Below are 18,441 nucleotides of genomic sequence, written 5' to 3'. Positions count from 1 at the left end.
CTTATTTTTTCTCTCCTAACCGTTTTTGAAACCTGTTAGGTCTTCTTTTAAGCAAGAATATACAAAAGCTGCTTTCTGATACCTAACAGGTTTTGGAAACCTGTTAGAATAACGACTTTAGATTCCGAAAAAGTGCTTTGCGTTTCTTGTTGTTTCTTCTGCAACACTAATTCCCGAAATTCCTTTAAACTGCGCCACAGTTGCTGCAACAAAAGGCAGAAAGGCAGGTTCGCAACGGCGTTCGTGGTATTTTTTCAGGAGATTACTGGGTGTGTTTTTCGGGAGCATGAATGGCGCATCGGTTTCGATCATCATTCGGTCGACCGGAACGTATTGAATCACTTCTTTTAAATGCTCAAAACGTTTATTGTCGGATATTGCTCCGGTAAAACCCAGGTAGAATCCGTTATCGAGATAGGTTTTGGCTTCGGGCAGACTTCCTGTAAAACAATGCACGACTGCTTTTGGTAATTGTGGCAAATAGTCTTTTGTAATTTCCATAAACTTATTAAAAGCCGCCCTTTCGTGCAAAAACAAAGGTTTCTGAACTTCAATTGCCAATTCTAATTGCGCTTTGTAACATTCTTCCTGCTTGTTTCTGGGCGAAAAGTCACGATCAAAATCGAGTCCGCACTCGCCTACTGAAACGACTTGTTTCTGTTTTAGTAAATTTCTCAGTTTTGAAATACTCTGCGCATCAAAACTCTTCGCATCATGCGGATGAATTCCGGCTGTGGCATATAATACTCCCGGATAATCTTTTGCCATTTCAGCCGAAGCTTCGCTGTTTCGCACGCTTGTTCCGGTAAGGATCATTTGCGATACATCAGCATCTAAAGCATTTTGTACAACATCGTCTATGTCGTTGTGGAATTGTTTATTGGTTAAATTAATTCCTATATCTATGTATGTTTTCATTTTTTTTTAAGTTACAAAGGCTCAAAGAGGCAAAGGTTCAGAGGTTTTTCTCTTTGGGCCTGTATGTTTTTTTGTTTTAATTTGATTTTGATTTTAGAAAAAAGAAGCAAGAGACAAGACTTCAATTCTTTCTTCCTGGCTCTTCACTCTATTCTGTTGCTTCTTGTCTCTTGCTTCTTGCATCTTGCTTCTTGTCTCTATCCTCTTTTCTCTATCCTCTTTTCTCCATTCTCTTTTCTCTATCCTCTATCCTCTATCCTCTATAAATTACCTCATTTTTAAATTCTGCCTGCATTACTTTTCCGTAAATGATTTTTGTCCATCCATTTTCGAAGCCGTGGTTGTTGGCGATTAGGAAACCTTTGTTGGTGTCGGTTTTTATGATTTTATGGGCATCGATATACCTGCCTTTTACTTTGCAGAATACGATATCGCCTATTTGGTACTTATCACTTTTTTCAAAGGTTAAGAGGCTTCCACTTTTTAAAATGGGCCGCATGGAGTCTCCAAATGCTTTCATCTTTCCATTACCGACTGTTTCTAATTCTGTTTTCAGTCGTTCGTATTTATTCATTTTTTTTTTAAGTTTCAAAGGTTCAGAGGGACAGAGGTTCAGAGGTTTTTTCTCTTGAGTCTTTATTTTTTTTAAGTTGCAAAGGTTCAGAGGGACAGAGGTTCATAGGTTTTCTCTCTTGAGTCTAGTCTATGTTTATTTTTTAAAGTTGCAAAGATTCAGAGGGACAGAGGTTCATAGGTTTTTTTACTTTGAGTCTATATTTTTTTTTAAGACGGATCGCGACAAGTATCAGGAATAAAGATTTAAGCTCAATATTTGAACCTTTACCCCTTTGAACCTTTGCCCCTTTGAACCTCTGAACCTCTCAACCTCAACCTTCCTCCTAAAAATTCCCATAATATACCTGGAAGCAAGGTAATTTTAAGTCATTTCTCCAGGTATCTACTACCTGGTTTCTATCGTCCAGAACAAATTCTATAAAATATTTATCTTTTATAGCTTCGTTGTAGATTTCGGTTTTGATGATTGAATCTTTTCGGCTGTCTTTGGTTTTTCGCATGATGAGTTCATCGTATTCGATTTCGTGTTGTTTAAGAAAACGCAAGGTTGGTTCTTTGTATCGGTCTTCTCTTCCTGAAACCAACAATATCTGATACCCCAGTTTTTTGTAATTTCTCAAAACATTCGCCACCGGATTGTTTATTTCGTCTTCGTCACATTTGCTGGCATCAAAAGGATTTCTTCCGTTCATCAAAGCCAGTGTTCCGTCAAGGTCGCAAATTATGGCTTTAGGCAAATCAGGGTTTTGTTCGCAATATTCCAGATTTTTATTCACTTTCTTTACCGGTTTAAACTCAAACTTTTCTTTTGTTTTTTGCAATTGATGGTACATGTTTTCGATCACCTTTTTAGGCACTTTTCGATCTCTTTTTTCATTTCTGATTAAAAGTTCCTCCAGCGGTAAATCAAATACTTTGAATTCAATATTGGCCAATTCCGAAAAATTATCTATTGGTTGTTTGATGTAATCATACTTTACGTTACACGTATCCAGAATCACATTCCATCCATTTGAAAGCAGGGTTTTGATTTGTCCGTTAACAAGTTTAGAAATCATACTTTCTGATGACGGATCCATAACTTCCTGAAATTGCGAAAACCTGATTTCATCACGGCTTATTCTCATCGTTTTAGGTTCAGTTCTCACTTTCCACTCTGCGAAAGTGCTTTTCCCTGATGCCGGACAGCCTGTAAGTATCGTTAATGTTGGTATCTTTTTCATTTTGTTATAATCTTGGATCTAATGTTTTTTCTATTTCTTCGTTATTGATTCTTTTTAAAAGCAACAAACGCATGAGGTAATTTTCTTCTTCTAAATCTTTGTACGGAATCTGAAGCATTTTCTGATTGATTTCCCAACCGTTTATCGATTGTTCCAACTTTTGTTTTATACTTCTTTTTTCTAAATAATGCTCAAAATCCTGATGAAAATTCACTCCGTAAATCATCGTGAGATAATTGTTGTTTCTGACCTTAAAACAAGGAGGTACATTTTTAATGTAATTCTGAACAGGTTTAATCATAATGCCTTCTTCGTTCTCGCCCGTTAGTTTTTCGAAAAACGAATAAATGGTTTTTAACTTTTCTTCTTTATCAGAACTGCTTATTTCCAGCTGTAAAAAAGCGTCATCATTTACCAATTCATACGTCAGATTACTGTTTGGCAATACCTCATCGCCGGAACTGTTTACCACCTTTAAAATTGTAAAAGGTTTAAAATGCAATTCCCCTTCGTTTCCAAATGTATTAATTTGATTTTGAAACACTTTTAAGGATGCTTCCTGTTTCGTTACATCCGGGATTTTTGCAGCCGCCAAAGCTTCGTACTGACGTACAATGTGTGGTTTGTGTTTGCTGCCAAATTCCTTTTTACTAAGCTTGTTTTTATCTGAAAGGTATGTTGTAAAGGCTTCAGCTTGTTTTAAGCTTTTGAGCTTTTCAGGTAATCCCGAAGTTTGCAAATATTCATTATGCGTTTTTAAGGCATCGTAATATCCTGTAAATTCTTTTTCAATTAATCCGGCACCCAAAACTTTCCAAGGCAATAATTCTGAAGCGATCAGAAGGGTTTCAAAATCCGGAAAAGCGATTCGCATTTTAGCATGTAACTCTTTCAGGCTGCTGATTGCTTTTTCTACATCGATATGGTCCATTTTGAATCCGTTTCGGGAAACAAAATACGTTTCTTCGAGATTTCTTTTGAGGTAAATCGTGCAATAAGAACCCATGTATTTTTTTTGAACCACGAATTCAGTTACGCCTTTATCAAGATAATAATTTATGGCTTCTTCGATGCTTTCGATTTCATTTCTTCTCTTGCTTTTTGGCGCTGGCGAAATGGTTGGCGAAAAATCGTTGATCTTATTTTTACAAAACCATTCTATTCTGTTTCTTACTCTATAGTCTAACATCTTTTACTTTTTTTGAATGATTACGGCACTTGTTGGGTACACTCCTTTTACACAGTCTCCTACTCCATAATACGATTTTGGATTTGAAAATATCGAATCGATCAGTTCTGCAAACGCTGCATTCGAAAGTTCAAAATCGTGATCGTCATGCCTGAATTCTTCTGTAAGCTCATAATTTACGTTAAAATCTTTGTCCGGCGTTGTTACATACAATTGTGTGAAATTAGTATGGTCACGAATCCAGATCAGTATTGCTTTTGCTGCTTCTAAAGAATTGTGCTCAATTACTTCACTCAAAATAATCTGACCTTCAAAACCTTTAATTTCCTCCAGGCTTTCAATCCATCGTAAATTATCCGTATTTTCTATTGCTGTAATTTTATCGGCAATAGGTTTGAAATCAACCTCATCATAAGCGAGATATTCCTCTGTGAACCCTTTTTTAAGCAACAACTTGTAATATTGCAATTCGCCACAGCCAAAATCTAAAACCGGTTCATCAAAATTGATTTTACTGCAAATAAATTCTTTTCTGGATTGATGCGTATCGGTAAAAACAAATTGAATTTCGTTATCAAAATAAGCTTCTAACTGAGGTTTGAACTTTTCAAACTGTACCGGAGAACGCATAATCCTTTTTATAAAAAGATAAAACACAAAATACGGAATGCCCAAAATATTGGTTAACATCGTGATATGCTTTTGAATAAAATAATCGTCTATAAAAGTGTAAACCGCATATTTGTTTGTAAAATGGGTAAACAATGCCACGAGCGAAAACTTTTGCACCGCTTCTCTAACCGTTGCTCCTTCGATTTTTAATTCGTAATTATTGCCTACTTTCTTTTGGAGTGAAATTCCGTCAATGTATTTGGACAAAAGATAACGTTCGTTTTTATACCAGTTTGAATCCATAAAAAAAGTTGGGATTTCTATGGTACATTTTTCAGTATCAACTTCGCCATAAGTTTTTTCCAGCCAGGAAATCACGGTTTCATTCAAACTTTTATTTTCTTTATACAAATGATTAAAGAATTCCGTTGCAATGTTCAAAGCCAATAACGGACTGCAATAACTTTGAAAATCGATTTGGTTTCCTTCTTCGGGTAAATAACTGTTTTTGCCATCCAAAAAAACACAATGGTATTCATTATCCGAAATCACATTTCCAACTACAATTCCATTTTTTAATTCTTTCAGATACAAGCCCTGATCTGTATTTGGATTTTTATAAAGAACATCTAAAAAGTGTTTATTTTCTGATTTAAGTTTTATAATCATGGTGTTTATTTTTGTTTGACAAATATAGTTTTGCCACTGCGCAATTATTTTGCGCAGTTAAATTAAAGTTTTATTGTTCCGTATTACTAAACGGTTTTTCAAATTCCGGACGAATTATTTTCCAGATAATCTCCCGGTAATCTTTGCCGTTCAGCATTGCAAATAAGACTCCTGAATATTTAAATGTAAGGAAATACAAAGCAGTTTCTTTACGTGATTCCATAATTTTAAAATCCTTTTTGCATTGTGCTTCGATTGCTGAAAATTTACCTTCCAAATCACTTTTGGTTTCTTTGACCCAATCGAAAAATTCATCCGGAACACGTTCCAGGATTTCTTCCATAGATTGGTTTGCTTTTAAATATTCCCAGATACTCAGATTCGAAACCTGAGTAATGATCCGGTGCAGGCGAAGGTATTCCTCAAATTTAACTTTTACCCGAAAATTATTCGCATACTTAATAATGAAACCTTCTTTGTTTGTCATATTCATTTCTTTTAAAGTCAGGATATCCTTGATTCCGTTGTATTTTTCAACCAGAGGAAAACCAATCTCTTCCAGCGGAAATTCTGCTCCCGATTGTGTATCGATAACCGCCAGTAAGACCAATTCTTCTGCTTTTCCATAATCTAAAACAATCCGGTTTTCAGGATAAATGATTTCAAAAAGATAGGTTTTGGTTTTATCCAGACGTGACCATGATTTTTTGTATTTTCCGTGCAGCATTTCATTCGCTTTATCGGATTGCCCGCTTGAAAAGGAACCTCTGCTTGCCATAAAAGGAACTTCATCTATCCAGTACAAAATCCCCAACGAACCATCCATTTTATCATATACTTCAAAAGCGGCATCCGGAAGGATTTGATTTTCTATTTCGCCTAAATTAAAAAACTTAGGAAAAGGTCTCGCTATTACATTCTCGTTTTCATCCAAAATCAAACCTCTGCATGCCAATGTAACCTCATTCCAGATTCGTTCAAACTGAGCATTTTGAGTGTAGTTGTAAATGTATAAATCATGTTTAGGGTGTTTGTTTACCCTTACATAATTTTTCGAAATCATTTCTTTTAAAAGTGTTGTATTCATGAGTTCTAATCTTTAAACAAAGATTCAAAACATACTGCGCAACTATTCTGCGCAGTTAAAATCATTTTCGTCTTCATATTTATATTCCGACGTGTTTTTCATGATTAAACTTCTGTATTTCAACAATTCAACAAATAACAAAAGCCATTTTTGTAAATCTTGAACAGTAGCATCTTTTTCTCTAAAAAGGTATTTTCGCAAATCCGGAAAACAGGCTGCAATTTCATTTTTAGTATACAGTTCTTTTCCTTCGCAAAGTGCTATAGTCTGCCCTAACTGAAAAGCAACTGATTTTAGAATATCGCAACTACTTTTATCTTTTCCAAAAGAAGTTATGCAGCTTACCTTTATAGTTTCTAGTGCCTGAATTTTTTCATCTAAAACTCCTTTTAAAGCTTTTTTTACTAAAACCCGATACGCTGTTTTGCTCATAAAAGACAAAATCATCCGGGTGCTTCTCAAGAATTTTAAATCAATATCCCGCACCAGAAGCTTCGTAATTTGGTTCTGTTGTTTTTGTTCATGAAAGTTATAAGTATGGAATAATGCATTATTTAATTCATCTGTTGTTCCTTTATACACTGCTGTTAAATGACCATTCTGGCAAACCGCAAGATTGGGATTGATTTCTTTTTCAGGAAAACATGAAGCGACAGACTTGCTGAATTCTTTTGATAAAGCCAGCTTTTCTGCTATCGTTTGGGGCATTTCTTCAACAAAAAAAACCAAATCGGCATCGAGCGAGTTTTCAGAACCAAATATCTGATAAGTGGGCATATTCATGATTTAAAACTTTTCATTTAGCATATCAATACATTCATCGTTACAGGTCAAAAAACCATTAACCGATTTAAATTCCCCGAAATGATGAAGCAGCTTCAGCCAATATTTAATATATTCTTGTACTCTTATTTTATCCTTTACTGTAATTGATTTTCTATAGATAAATACCTCCAGATCAGGATAATGATAAACAAATTTCTTCTTGGTGTATATTTCAGTATCATTTTCAATTAAGGCGATATTTTGTCCAACGTAAAAAGCAATAATTTTCCAGATATCTGCATCTCTGGTATTTTTTTGATCGAATGTAGTAAGCGCGGTAAAATCTATTTTATCAAGTGCTTCCAATTTCAGCTTAAAGTCGTGGATCCCTTTTATAATCGGACGAATCCGGGTTCGGTATGTTGTTCGTGTCAACATGGTCAAAACGGTGCGAACTGCTTTGTAAATGGCCAGGGTTTTATTTCTTGTGTACTTTTCGGTTATGCAGCATATATGATTTTGCTCATGCAGGTTATAAGTTTCGAGTACTGCATTGTTGAGCGAATCAATCCATGACTTCGTAAAAATGGTATCGGTAATTCTCCCGTTTTCGATAACAGCCAATGTTGCATTCCAATTGAGATTGTACTCTTTCAAAAGAAAAAACACTTTATTTTTTCGCTCTTCCTGTGTTTCGGGCATATCTTCTTTTGGAACTACAACTATCACATCACTATCCGTGGAATCGTCAGAACCATATCTATAATACGGATAAGGAAAAGCATTTTTCATTTTTGATTATTTTAATTGGATACTGTAAAGGTTTCATACCAGTACGCAATGATTTTGCGTAGTTTTCTAAATTCTTAAAAGTTCATTTTTTAAGTACTCTCTTAAATTATTTCCAAACAGAATAATATCTGCACCCCACACTGAAATAACCGGTGAAAGATATTTATCTTCAAAAACTACAAGAGCCCGATGATTGTACATTGGAATATAACCTACTATTTTTGAAACATCAAAACCAGCCCCGGAAAGAACGGATTCTGCTTCAAATTTATTTTCGTTAATTTCGTTGATAAGCCATCTTGATTTTTCGTAATCTTCAGGATATTGATGAAAAAAGTTTTCATGAGCATATTCAATATCTGATTTGTCTTCCGGATTTATTGAAATCAAATTAGTCTCTATATTCGAAAAAATCAGAAGCATTTCCCGATAATCCCAGGGAAAATCAAATCCGAACCGTAGTTGTAACTGATCAATTTCTTTTTGGCTAATACCTTTTATAAATTTAGCATCCGGTAAAATCTGAAATCCGTAAACATCATCCCTAAGTTCTATTCTTTTAAAATTTTTTTCGGCTTTGTATTTTATTTCTTTGATTGTCATGGTTATTTTATAAAGGTAAAAAACCACGAAATCAGTTAAGAATTCGTGGTTTCATTTTTAATCTATTAATAATTGTGTTACTGCTGCCGGGTTCATGGCCCATTGCGCGGTATAAACCTCATCAGCCATTTGATCTTCAGTAAGTATTAAACCCTGAGCTTCCGCTTTAAGTTGTAACAAACTACCAATATTCAATTTGCTGTTTAGTTTTGCCAGTAATGCCTGAACTCCTTTAAAATCCAAACCTTGCACGACCTGGCCTCCAAAAGTCATCTCTAACCAAACGATTTCTCTTTTGGCTACATCCAACACTCCAAAAACCAAACCTTTGGCAACATTCTGCGTCACACGAACCTGATGATCGACACACGACGGATCGTAAGCCACTCCGGTTTTCTCCGAAATTTTCATCTGGTGTTTGCTGTTCATCCAACCTACGACAAGATTTGGCGTAATACTTCCGTTGCTGTATGCATTACAAGTAAAAGTCACAAATTTTGTACCGGCTTTCGCCAATTCGTCGATGTCGATGTTGATATATTCAGCTGTTCCAATTTTATTTGGGATACTTCTGATATCACCACTATGTTTACAGCCTGTTGTGACCAATCGGCTGAAAGAACACATATCTGATTTCTCTTCATACGCAATATGACAGCTTAAATCCATATCCAGATGTTGTGCAGGCAAACCTGTACCCCATTGCAGGAACAATCGCACTTCGTTGCCTTCAACCGGGAAACGTGTTCCCATTAAAGCAACCGGCAAATCCTGAACAGTATCGCTTCTGTCCCCTATAGCAACCGGAATGTTAAACAGCTGCGGATCGATATACATTGTTTTGTTTGTATTAGAAACTGCTGCAAATCGCTTTTTCATGGCCAAAATACACAATTCTTCGATTTGATTTTTCATCGCCTCTAATTGCGCCTCGTCGTACAAATTCAATAAAGCATTTGCTGGAATTCGTTTGTTGGTCCCGCCCAAAGGTTTCACACTTCTTTGTATGTTTTTATCGAAATAATTTTGAGCATACATATTTAAGGTAAAAATTAATCTTGCCGGAACTTTATCAATAATTTCTTCAAAATGCGCTACAGTTTCGTCTGCACCAAACCAAAGCATATTCGAGAATAACGAACGTGCAAACAATCCCGGACGTTGTTTCAACAATGCAAATGTTTTATCGGCATCAAACTTTAATCTTGAACTGTTTACTTTACTTTGCCAAACCTCATACACCTGATTGTAAAATACATCCAATAAAAAAGCCAATTTTTCAAAGCCTTTTCTTTTGCTGTATTCTGCCAAACGCAACGCTCGTATAAAACGAACCCACATTCCTCTTTTTGGGTGCATGATTTCGCACATGGTCTCCACATCCATATCCAGGTTATTCAGCCAGGAAGCGACCATTAAACATTCTTTTCGGGAATATTTAAGTTTCAGATCTTTTTGGGATGCCACTTTTGCCTGTGCACTTGTATCCAAAAAATTGTAAAAATGTGCTGCATTTTTTGATGCGCGTTTTACAATGGTTTTTGGCTCGATAATTTGTAAAAACCCTGTATTCTTAAACCATAAATAACGTAGAATATCAGTTGGTGTTTTTAAAAACTGAGAAGCCTCATCTTCTTTACCGTTTTCAATCAAAAGATCGATTACCAGCATTAACGTTTCCTTCATGGCAACATCTGTTGTTGGCAAAGGCAAATATTTCATCGCCGTTTTTAAACTCTCTGCCTGCGTAGCATCCAATGCGGTTTTGGATTGCAATAATGATGTATAGAAATCTTCCAATTCCTTTTCTGTCCATAAATCCAATACTTTCAATTTGCTTCCCTGTCCGTAATTTTCGATTTTACCAAATTCAAACGGAGTTCCGCAGAATGGGCAGCCATTGTATCGTTCTAAAGGAAAAGTATTGTCCGGAATAATATGTCCGCATTGTAAAGTAGTTCCGCTTTTTGTTTGAAAAAAGTTGGCGAAAAAAGTCGCAACGTGATCTATGGCAGATTCTCCTGTTGGGATATTCCACTCTTTTACTAAAGGCGTCCAGTTCTTATCGGTTCCTAAAACTTCTCTTAGTACTTCTAAAACTTCTATTTTATATTTCGGGTTTACATTATTTAAAGCATGTAATAACGATTCAGAAAACGTAAATCCGAGTTTTGAAACATTAGCCATTAAAACCGCTGTTGTTCCTGATATATTTTTGATATCATTCGCAATCATTGCTGATGGAATGAAAATGGCGTTTTGACGTAAACTGATTTTTAATAATTCTTGTGTTTTCATTTTTTTAATTTTTAAAATTTAGATAATGGTGCTTCTGGTTCTACCTAAAAGATTTGAAGTAAGAAACACTTGACCTTAAATTTGACGATAATGGATTAACTAATTCAAAGTGACAGTTTGGTGGGTTTCCCCGGAAGTAAGTTAATCTTGACCCTCATTTTTATTAATGATGATTTTAAAACTATGTTCAGATTCGAACCGAAATGAGCCGTGGTCTGAAGTAAGTTTTAATTGATCATTAATTGTGAAGCAGATGGGATTCGAACCCACGACCCAGACATTAGAAGTGTACGAAGTAAGTTTTGATTGACCTGTTAGGATAATTTCAAAACTACCTGCTCTAACCGCTGAGCTACTGCTTCATTATAAATTGTGTTAACTGGTAATGGTGTAAGTGTGTACGTTGGAAAGTTTTCGAAGTAACTTAAACTTGACCTGTTGAACTCAATTTTTTATTTCAATGAACTTGTTTTATTTCCTGAACAAAGATTTCAATACCACTACGCAATTATTCTGCGCAGTAAAAAAATCTTTTATTTTTCGTGACCCTGATGAGATTCGAACTCATATTCCCTTTCGGGCATTGCGGCTCTAAATACGCTTCCCTACTTTCCCTGACGATTTCGGTGCTTCTGTAAATTCTACCCATTAGTCCGCTCGGGTCTAACCGGAATATCCGCAAACTCTACAGCTCGTATTTTTCTGTAGGCTTTTCCTTTTAAGCTACAAGGCCTTTCGTTTTGACATTACAAAGATTTCAAAACGACTACGCAATTATTTTGCGCAGTAAAAAAAGAATTTTATATTTGAGTAAAAAACACCATGAATCTTAAGCAGAAATATACTCCATTACTTCTGAATATTGGTTTTGATGAAAAGGAGATTCAGCACAATTGGCAGAATTTACAAAGCGCCTATTCCGGTAAATCAAGACATTACCACAACCTGACACATCTAAAAGATATGATTGGGAGTTTTGAAATCTATTCTGATAAACTTCAAAACACTGATGAAATATTATTTTCTATTTTTTACCACGATTACATTTATAAGAGCAGCAAAAAGGACAATGAACTTAAAAGTGCCGAATATGCTTTGTCTATTTTGCCTGAAAATATACAACTCGATAAACAATTGGTTTTTGATGCGATTTGTGCCACTCAACAACATCACTATAATGCCAATGAAGATATCAATTGGTTAATTGATTTTGATTTGAAAATTCTCGCCCGCGATTGGGATGAATATCAAATTTACTTTGAACAGATTCGAAAAGAATACAGTATTTATCCTGATTTTCTCTACAAACCCGGAAGAGCGAAAGCCTTAAAACATTTTCTGGAGAATAAATTTATTTTTCAGACCGGGGAATTCAGGGGTTTATATGAAGATAAAGCGAGATTGAATATTCAGAAAGAGATAAAGTTATTAAGCTAAAAAATTGAATCGCCCAATCCCGATAGCTAACGGGAGCAAAGGCGTAAAGTTTATTTTTCTCGCAGATGGAGCAGATTTTTTATTGGTCACATAATTAACGTTTACAATAACTATTAAAAACAAAATTTTCTTATTAATGTGAATGCGTGAGGGATTGTAGTGGAAATCCTTTTGTTTTTTTCTTTAAAAAACAAAAGATTGAAACGGAAAGCCCGACCCGGAGGGGCACGCCCAAATAACACCTATTATGTCACAAAACAAAAACGCCTTAATACGGTACAAAACCATTGACAAATGCCTGCAGAATAAATACAGGCAATGGACCCTGGAAGATTTAATAGAATGCTGTTCTGAAGCTTTGTTTGAATACGAGGGACGCGCAAACCCCATTAGCAAACGAACGATTCAGATGGATATTCAGCTGATGCGCAGTGAAAAACTGGGCTATAACGCTCCAATTGTCGTTTACGATAAAAAGTATTATAAATATGAAGACGACGAATTTACGATAACCGATATTCCGCTAACGGAAACGGATATGAATGTTTTGACCGAAACCGTTTCGATGTTAAAGCAATTTAAGGATTTCTCACTGTTTAATGATGTTTCGGATATTTTACAGCGACTGGAAGATAAAATCTACTCGGAGAAATCGAATACAAATCCTGTAATCTACCTAGATAAAAATGATAACTTAAAAGGTTTACACTATTTAGATGAAATTTATCAGGCAATTATAAAAAAAGTAGTCCTGGTGATTACCTATAAATCATTTAAATCGAGAGAAGAAACCAAGTTTCATTTTCATCCCTTTATTTTGAAGGAATTCAATAATCGCTGGTTCTTAATCGGGAAAAAGAAAGGTTCTCAACCTATTACCAATTTGGCACTAGACAGAATTATTGCCATAGACTATGATTTTAATTTGCCTTATCTGGAAGAAAATTTTGATGCCGATCTATTTTATCAGAATGTAATTGGGGTTACCGTCAATACAGGTTTGCATCCCAGAAAAATTGAACTTTGGATTGATGCCGAAAATGCTCCGTATGTACTTACAAAACCATTACATAACAGCCAGCGGCTAATTCAGCAAAATGAAGACGGAAGTGTAATCGTTCACTTGTTTATTTCTCCTAATTATGAAATGGAAAGGCTTTTATTGGGTTTTGGCTGTGGAATTGAGGTTTTGAAACCGGAAAACCTGCGAAACCGAATGAAAAAAACACTTCAGAAGGCTTTGAATAAATACAATGATTAAACTTTATTTCGCATTAATATCATCTTTTTTTACAAAATTCAGAATTAAAAGCTGATTTAAAACCATAAAACGATTTTTATGACATAAAATTTGTTAAAATACCAAAAAAGAATAGTATATTTCAACTTAAAACCAACCATAAACCACTCTAAATCAGAGGTATTTTTTTACTAACCAAAAATTTATTAAAAAATTATATGCGTGCATAGTATTTTTTGATTATATTTGAAATCGATATAGTTAACTATGAAAGACAAAACAATAGATTATATTTTGAGAGCCACATGGCAGGCTGTTTCCAGAATGTACAACGAAGAAGCTGCAAAATACGACGGCACAATGGCAACAGGATTTGCTCTTTTAAGTATGGACAAAGAAGATGGTACGCCATCTACGGCTTTAGGACCAAGAATGGGTATGGAAGCCACCAGCTTGACCAGGACATTAAAATCTATGGAAGAAAAAGGTTTAATTGTTCGCAAAAAAAACCCCAGTGACGGTAGAGGCGTTTTAATTTACCTGACCGAATTTGGAAAAGAAAAAAGAGAATTATCTAAAAATACAGTACTGAAATTTAATGAAAGTGTCAGAAAACATGTTACTGACGAAAAATTAAAGCATTTTATTGAAGTTTCGGAAATTATCAATGAACTGATTCAGGACAAAAACATATTTAATCAAACAGAAAAAACCGAAAATGAATAACCTTACCTTATAAGCAAACTTCAAATTCAAATAAAAAACAATATTAATTATGAAATCGCCCATTAATTTTTTTCCAAATAATAAAAAGGCGATAACATATTTGACCAATAGAAAATAAAATTAACAAATATGAAACGCACAATTAAAAAAGTTGCTGTAATTGGATCCGGAATTATGGGTTCAGGTATAGCTTGTCATTTTGCCAATATTGGTGTTGAAGTTTTATTGCTTGACATCGTACCCCGCGAGTTGACAGAAGCTGAAACTAAAAAAGGATTAACGCTTGAAAGTAAAGCTGTTCGCAACCGAGTGGTAAACGAGCACTTGGCGAATTCATTAAAATCGAAACCATCCCCTATTTACAGTCAAAAATTCGCAAGCAGAATCACGACTGGAAATACGACTGATGATATAGCAAAAATCGCTACTGTAGACTGGATTATTGAGGTTGTTGTAGAACGCCTTGATATTAAAAAATTAGTTTTTGAGCAAATCGAAAAATTCCGTAAACCGGGAACTTTGGTGACTTCAAACACTTCCGGTATTCCGATTCATTTTATGAGCGAAGGAAGAAGTGAAGATTTTCAACAACACTTCTGCGGAACTCACTTTTTTAACCCTGCGCGTTACTTAAAATTATTTGAAATTATTCCTGGTCCAAAAACTTCTACTGAAGTATTAGACTTCTTAAACGAATACGGCTCTAAATTTTTAGGAAAAACATCTGTTGTTGCTAAGGATACTCCGGCGTTTATTGGAAACAGAATTGGTATTTACGGGATTCAGAGTTTGTTCCATTTAGTTAAAGAAATGGGATTAACGATTGAAGAAGTGGATAAATTGACCGGCCCGGTAATTGGCCGTCCAAAATCAGCTACTTTCCGTACCGTTGACGTTGTTGGTTTGGATACTTTGGTACACGTTGCCAACGGTATTTATGAAAACTGCCCGACAGACGAACAACACGAATTGTTTAAACTTCCTGATTTCATCACCAAAATGATGGAAAACAATTGGTTAGGAAGCAAAACAGGTCAGGGTTTCTACAAAAAAGTAGACAAAGATATTCTTACGCTTGACTTAGATACATTAGAATATCGTGCTGCTAAAAAAGCAAATTTTGCGACACTTGAACTTACCAAAACTATTGATAAACCTATCAACCGTTTTAAAGTTCTGGTAAAAGGAAAAGACAAAGCAGGAGAATTCTACCGTAAGAGTTTCGCCGGAATGTTTGCTTATGTATCCAACAGAATTCCAGAGATCTCAGACGAATTATATAAAATTGATGATGCGATGAAAGCCGGTTTTGGATGGGAAAATGGTCCATTCGAAATTTGGGATGCCATAGGTGTTGCCAACGGAATCGAAATCATGAAAGCAGAAGGTTTAGAGCCTGCTGCGTGGGTGAATGAAATGTTGGCTTCCGGAAGCGAAAGTTTCTACTCTGTAAAAGAAGGAGCAACATATTTCTACAATATCCCAACAAAATCTCAAACTAAAGTTCCGGGACAAGATTCATTTATCATCCTGAACAACATTCGCGAAAGCAAAAAAGTCTGGAGCAATAGCGGTGCAATTATCCAGGATTTAGGAGATGGAATTTTAAACTTAGAATTCCAATCCAAAATGAATACCATTGGTGGCGATGTACTTCAAGCCATCAATAAAGCAATCGACTTATCTGAAAAAGAATATCAAGGTTTAGTTATTGGAAACCAGGCAGCGAATTTCTCTGTTGGGGCTAATATCGGAATGATTTTCATGATGGCGGTTGAGCAGGAATACGACGAATTGAACATGGCGATCAAAATGTTCCAGGACACGATGATGCGCGTTCGTTATTCTTCAATTCCGGTTGTTGTAGCGCCTCACGGAATGACTTTTGGTGGTGGATGCGAAATGAGCTTACATGCTGACAAAGTGGTTGCTGCCGCTGAAACCTATATGGGATTAGTTGAGTTTGGTGTTGGTGTGCTTCCTGGTGGTGGCGGATCTAAAGAAATGGCTTTGAGAGCTTCTGATTTATTCCGTAAAAACGATGTGGAATTAAACGTTCTTCAGGAGTATTTCTTAACAATCGCTATGGCCAAAGTATCAACTTCAGGTTACGAAGCTTTTGACACAGGACTTTTACAACATGGAAAAGATGTTATTGTAGTCAACAAAGATCGTCAGATTGCCGAAGCTAAAAAACATGCTTTGTTAATGGCAGAAGCTGGTTATACACAACCGATCAGAAGAACTGACGTGAAAGTATTAGGAAAACAAGCTCTTGGAATGTTCTTAGTAGGAACTGATCAAATGGAAGCCGGAAAATACATTTCTGAACACGATAAAAAAATCGCAAACAAACTGGCTTATGTAATGGCCGGAGGTGATTTATCTGAGGCGACTTTAGTATCTGAACAATATTTATTAGATATCGAACGTGAAGCTTTCCTGAGTTTATGTACAGAGAGAAAGACTTTGGAGAGAATCCAATATATGTTAACTAAAGGTAAACCACTTCGTAATTAGAAAATAAGATGAAAGAAGCAAGAAGCAAGATTTCAAAATTAAGTTTGTCTTGTTTCTTGCCTCTTGCCTCTTTTTCCTAGAATCTTAAAAAACAAAAACAAATGAAAACAGCATATATAGTAAAAGCTTACCGTACCGCGGTAGGAAAAGCACCAAAAGGGGTTTTTAGATTTAAAAGACCTGATGAATTAGCTGCGGAAACCATTCAGTTTATGATGGATGAACTGCCTGATTTTGACAAAAAACGTATCGATGACGTGATGGTAGGAAATGCCATGCCGGAAGCAGAACAAGGACTAAACGTTGGGCGTTTAATCTCTTTAATGGGATTAAAAGTAGAAGACGTTCCTGGTGTAACCGTAAACCGTTATTGCGCATCCGGACTTGAAACTATCGGAATGGCAACTGCTAAAATCCAATCCGGAATGGCAGATTGTATTATTGCCGGTGGTGCAGAAAGTATGAGTTTTATTCCGATGGGAGGTTACAAACCAACTCCGGATTATAAAGTGGCCGCTGCAGGTCACGAAGATTACTATTGGGGAATGGGTTTAACTGCTGAAGCGGTTGCCAATCAATATAAAATTTCAAGAGAAGATCAGGATGAGTTTGCTTACAACTCACACATGAAAGCCCTGAAAGCACAAGCGGAAGGAAAATTCGACAAACAAATCGTTCCGATTACTGTTGATCAGACTTTCATCAATGAAAATGGTAAAAAAGAAACTAAATCATACGTGGTAAAACAAGACGAAGGCCCTAGAGCCGGAACTTCTGTTGCTGCCTTGGCAGGCTTAAAACCTGTTTTTGCTGCTGACGGAAGCGTTACTGCCGGAAACTCATCTCAAATGAGTGATGGCGCTGCTTTTGTTTTGATCATGAGCGAGGATATGGTAAAAGAATTAAACCTTGAGCCAATTGCAAGACTGGTAAACTTTGCTTCTTCTGGTGTTGAGCCAAGAATCATGGGTATTGGTCCGGTAAAAGCAATTCCGAAAGCCTTGAAACAAGCTGGTTTAGAATTGAAAGATATCGACCTGGTTGAATTAAACGAGGCTTTTGCTTCTCAGTCTTTGGCTGTAATTCGCGAACTGGGCTTAAATCCTGATATCGTAAACGTAAACGGTGGAGCAATTGCTTTAGGACACCCTCTGGGATGTACAGGAGCTAAACTTTCTGTTCAGTTATTCGACGAAATGAAACGCAGAGGTAGTAAATACGGAATTGTTTCTATGTGCGTGGGAACTGGTCAGGGTTCTGCGGGAATTTACGAGGTGTTATAGCCTTTTTAAGAGGAAAGAAGCAAGAAGCAAGACTTAATTTTGGAATGGAAACAGATTCTGGAAACAAGACTTTTAAAGTAGTAAAAAACTTACTTTTTAATTTTTCTTTCTTATCTTGCCTCAAAAAACATGAGACACAATTTTAAGAATTTGAAAATTTGGATTTTAGCTATGGAAATTACAAATGACATCTATAAACTAACCGCCACTTTTCCAAAATCAGAAATTTATAGTTTGGTAAATCAAATGAATCGATGTTCTGTTTCAATGCCTTCAAATATTGCTGAGGGCTCAAACAGAGGAAATAAACACTTTCAACATTATCTAAATATTAGTTTAGGTTCGTCATTTGAATTACAAACACAATTGTTAATAGCTTGTCAAAATGACTATGTAACAAAAGAAAAAACAGAAAAATTAGAAAACAAAATAATTGAATTTCAAAAGATGACCACAGGCTTCATAAGCAAGTTAAATTAAATCTTGCTTCTTGCTTCTTTCAT

General features: G+C 35.7%; 16 protein-coding genes and 1 tRNA gene. 6 read left to right on the top strand and 11 right to left on the bottom strand.

Annotation, left to right across the window (positions count from 1 at the left end; translation table 11 throughout):
• Positions 1-117: 117 nt before the first annotated feature.
• The 11 genes from ACHRWY_RS18155 to ACHRWY_RS18105 all read right to left on the bottom strand — a co-directional run bounded on the left by ACHRWY_RS18155 (position 118) and on the right by ACHRWY_RS18105 (position 11,094).
• Positions 118-918, bottom strand: coding sequence for a TatD family hydrolase (locus ACHRWY_RS18155; RefSeq protein WP_395356565.1), 801 nt, complete (start codon positions 916-918; stop codon positions 118-120).
• 253 nt (positions 919-1,171) lie between these two features.
• Positions 1,172-1,492 (bottom strand): S24 family peptidase, encoded by a 321-nt coding sequence (locus ACHRWY_RS18150; RefSeq protein ID WP_395356564.1) that lies wholly within the window; start codon positions 1,490-1,492, stop codon positions 1,172-1,174.
• A gap of 325 nt (positions 1,493-1,817) precedes the next feature.
• The gene (locus ACHRWY_RS18145; RefSeq protein WP_395356563.1) at positions 1,818-2,717 is read right to left on the bottom strand and encodes an AAA family ATPase; all 900 of its coding nucleotides are present in this window, start codon (positions 2,715-2,717) and stop codon (positions 1,818-1,820) included.
• Between the two features lie 4 nt (positions 2,718-2,721).
• Positions 2,722-3,906: a hypothetical protein gene (locus ACHRWY_RS18140; protein WP_395356561.1), complete on the bottom strand. Its 1,185-nt coding sequence runs from the start codon at positions 3,904-3,906 to the stop codon at positions 2,722-2,724.
• Positions 3,907-3,909: 3 nt separating this feature from the next.
• Entirely contained in the window at positions 3,910-5,187 is a 1,278-nt protein-coding gene (locus tag ACHRWY_RS18135; protein WP_395356560.1) for a hypothetical protein, read from the bottom strand.
• 70 nt (positions 5,188-5,257) lie between these two features.
• Positions 5,258-6,274 carry an RNA ligase gene (locus ACHRWY_RS18130; protein WP_395356558.1) on the bottom strand — a complete coding sequence of 339 codons (1,017 nt, stop codon included), beginning with the start codon at positions 6,272-6,274 and terminating at the stop codon, positions 5,258-5,260.
• 42 nt (positions 6,275-6,316) lie between these two features.
• Entirely contained in the window at positions 6,317-7,057 is a 741-nt protein-coding gene (locus ACHRWY_RS18125; RefSeq protein WP_395356557.1) for a hypothetical protein, read from the bottom strand.
• A gap of 3 nt (positions 7,058-7,060) precedes the next feature.
• A complete protein-coding gene (locus ACHRWY_RS18120) occupies positions 7,061-7,831 on the bottom strand; it encodes a hypothetical protein (protein ID WP_395356555.1) in 771 nt (256 codons plus the stop codon).
• A gap of 66 nt (positions 7,832-7,897) precedes the next feature.
• Positions 7,898-8,434 carry a hypothetical protein gene (locus ACHRWY_RS18115; RefSeq protein WP_395356554.1) on the bottom strand — a complete coding sequence of 179 codons (537 nt, stop codon included), beginning with the start codon at positions 8,432-8,434 and terminating at the stop codon, positions 7,898-7,900.
• Between the two features lie 57 nt (positions 8,435-8,491).
• Complete coding sequence (locus tag ACHRWY_RS18110; protein ID WP_395356552.1) at positions 8,492-10,732, bottom strand: hypothetical protein; 2,241 nt, start codon at positions 10,730-10,732, stop codon at positions 8,492-8,494.
• A gap of 245 nt (positions 10,733-10,977) precedes the next feature.
• Positions 10,978-11,094: transfer RNA gene (locus tag ACHRWY_RS18105), tRNA-OTHER, on the bottom strand.
• Positions 11,095-11,554: 460 nt separating this feature from the next.
• On the opposite strand from ACHRWY_RS18105, the gene ACHRWY_RS18100 reads away from it, so the two are divergent.
• The 6 genes from ACHRWY_RS18100 to ACHRWY_RS18075 all read left to right on the top strand — a co-directional run bounded on the left by ACHRWY_RS18100 (position 11,555) and on the right by ACHRWY_RS18075 (position 18,418).
• Positions 11,555-12,169: a hypothetical protein gene (locus ACHRWY_RS18100; protein WP_395356551.1), complete on the top strand. Its 615-nt coding sequence runs from the start codon at positions 11,555-11,557 to the stop codon at positions 12,167-12,169.
• Positions 12,170-12,416: 247 nt separating this feature from the next.
• Positions 12,417-13,430 carry a helix-turn-helix transcriptional regulator gene (locus tag ACHRWY_RS18095; RefSeq protein WP_395356550.1) on the top strand — a complete coding sequence of 338 codons (1,014 nt, stop codon included), beginning with the start codon at positions 12,417-12,419 and terminating at the stop codon, positions 13,428-13,430.
• 246 nt (positions 13,431-13,676) lie between these two features.
• On the top strand, positions 13,677-14,135 hold the full coding sequence (locus ACHRWY_RS18090; protein WP_395356549.1) for a MarR family winged helix-turn-helix transcriptional regulator: 459 nt from the start codon (positions 13,677-13,679) through the stop codon (positions 14,133-14,135).
• 129 nt (positions 14,136-14,264) lie between these two features.
• Positions 14,265-16,655 (top strand): 3-hydroxyacyl-CoA dehydrogenase/enoyl-CoA hydratase family protein, encoded by a 2,391-nt coding sequence (locus tag ACHRWY_RS18085; protein ID WP_395356548.1) that lies wholly within the window; start codon positions 14,265-14,267, stop codon positions 16,653-16,655.
• A 101-nt stretch (positions 16,656-16,756) separates the two neighbouring features.
• On the top strand, positions 16,757-17,938 hold the full coding sequence (locus ACHRWY_RS18080; protein WP_065450543.1) for an acetyl-CoA C-acyltransferase: 1,182 nt from the start codon (positions 16,757-16,759) through the stop codon (positions 17,936-17,938).
• Between the two features lie 129 nt (positions 17,939-18,067).
• On the top strand, positions 18,068-18,418 hold the full coding sequence (locus tag ACHRWY_RS18075) for a four helix bundle protein (RefSeq protein ID WP_395356546.1): 351 nt from the start codon (positions 18,068-18,070) through the stop codon (positions 18,416-18,418).
• Positions 18,419-18,441 lie beyond the last annotated feature (23 nt).

The organism is Flavobacterium sp. FlaQc-48 (genome assembly GCF_044007335.1).
Lineage (GTDB): Bacteria > Bacteroidota > Bacteroidia > Flavobacteriales > Flavobacteriaceae > Flavobacterium.
The sequence above is the reverse complement of the archived record's forward strand: the minus strand, read 5'-3'. Positions and strand labels throughout refer to the sequence as shown.

Coding starts and splice junctions, on each gene's coding strand:
- ACHRWY_RS18155 (WP_395356565.1), bottom strand. CDS start 918: ATGAAAACATACATAGATATAGGAATTAATTTAACCAATAAACAATTC.
- ACHRWY_RS18150 (WP_395356564.1), bottom strand. CDS start 1,492: ATGAATAAATACGAACGACTGAAAACAGAATTAGAAACAGTCGGTAAT.
- ACHRWY_RS18145 (WP_395356563.1), bottom strand. CDS start 2,717: ATGAAAAAGATACCAACATTAACGATACTTACAGGCTGTCCGGCATCA.
- ACHRWY_RS18140 (WP_395356561.1), bottom strand. CDS start 3,906: ATGTTAGACTATAGAGTAAGAAACAGAATAGAATGGTTTTGTAAAAAT.
- ACHRWY_RS18135 (WP_395356560.1), bottom strand. CDS start 5,187: ATGATTATAAAACTTAAATCAGAAAATAAACACTTTTTAGATGTTCTT.
- ACHRWY_RS18130 (WP_395356558.1), bottom strand. CDS start 6,274: ATGAATACAACACTTTTAAAAGAAATGATTTCGAAAAATTATGTAAGG.
- ACHRWY_RS18125 (WP_395356557.1), bottom strand. CDS start 7,057: ATGAATATGCCCACTTATCAGATATTTGGTTCTGAAAACTCGCTCGAT.
- ACHRWY_RS18120 (WP_395356555.1), bottom strand. CDS start 7,831: ATGAAAAATGCTTTTCCTTATCCGTATTATAGATATGGTTCTGACGAT.
- ACHRWY_RS18115 (WP_395356554.1), bottom strand. CDS start 8,434: ATGACAATCAAAGAAATAAAATACAAAGCCGAAAAAAATTTTAAAAGA.
- ACHRWY_RS18110 (WP_395356552.1), bottom strand. CDS start 10,732: ATGAAAACACAAGAATTATTAAAAATCAGTTTACGTCAAAACGCCATT.
- ACHRWY_RS18100 (WP_395356551.1), top strand. CDS start 11,555: ATGAATCTTAAGCAGAAATATACTCCATTACTTCTGAATATTGGTTTT.
- ACHRWY_RS18095 (WP_395356550.1), top strand. CDS start 12,417: ATGTCACAAAACAAAAACGCCTTAATACGGTACAAAACCATTGACAAA.
- ACHRWY_RS18090 (WP_395356549.1), top strand. CDS start 13,677: ATGAAAGACAAAACAATAGATTATATTTTGAGAGCCACATGGCAGGCT.
- ACHRWY_RS18085 (WP_395356548.1), top strand. CDS start 14,265: ATGAAACGCACAATTAAAAAAGTTGCTGTAATTGGATCCGGAATTATG.
- ACHRWY_RS18080 (WP_065450543.1), top strand. CDS start 16,757: ATGAAAACAGCATATATAGTAAAAGCTTACCGTACCGCGGTAGGAAAA.
- ACHRWY_RS18075 (WP_395356546.1), top strand. CDS start 18,068: ATGAGACACAATTTTAAGAATTTGAAAATTTGGATTTTAGCTATGGAA.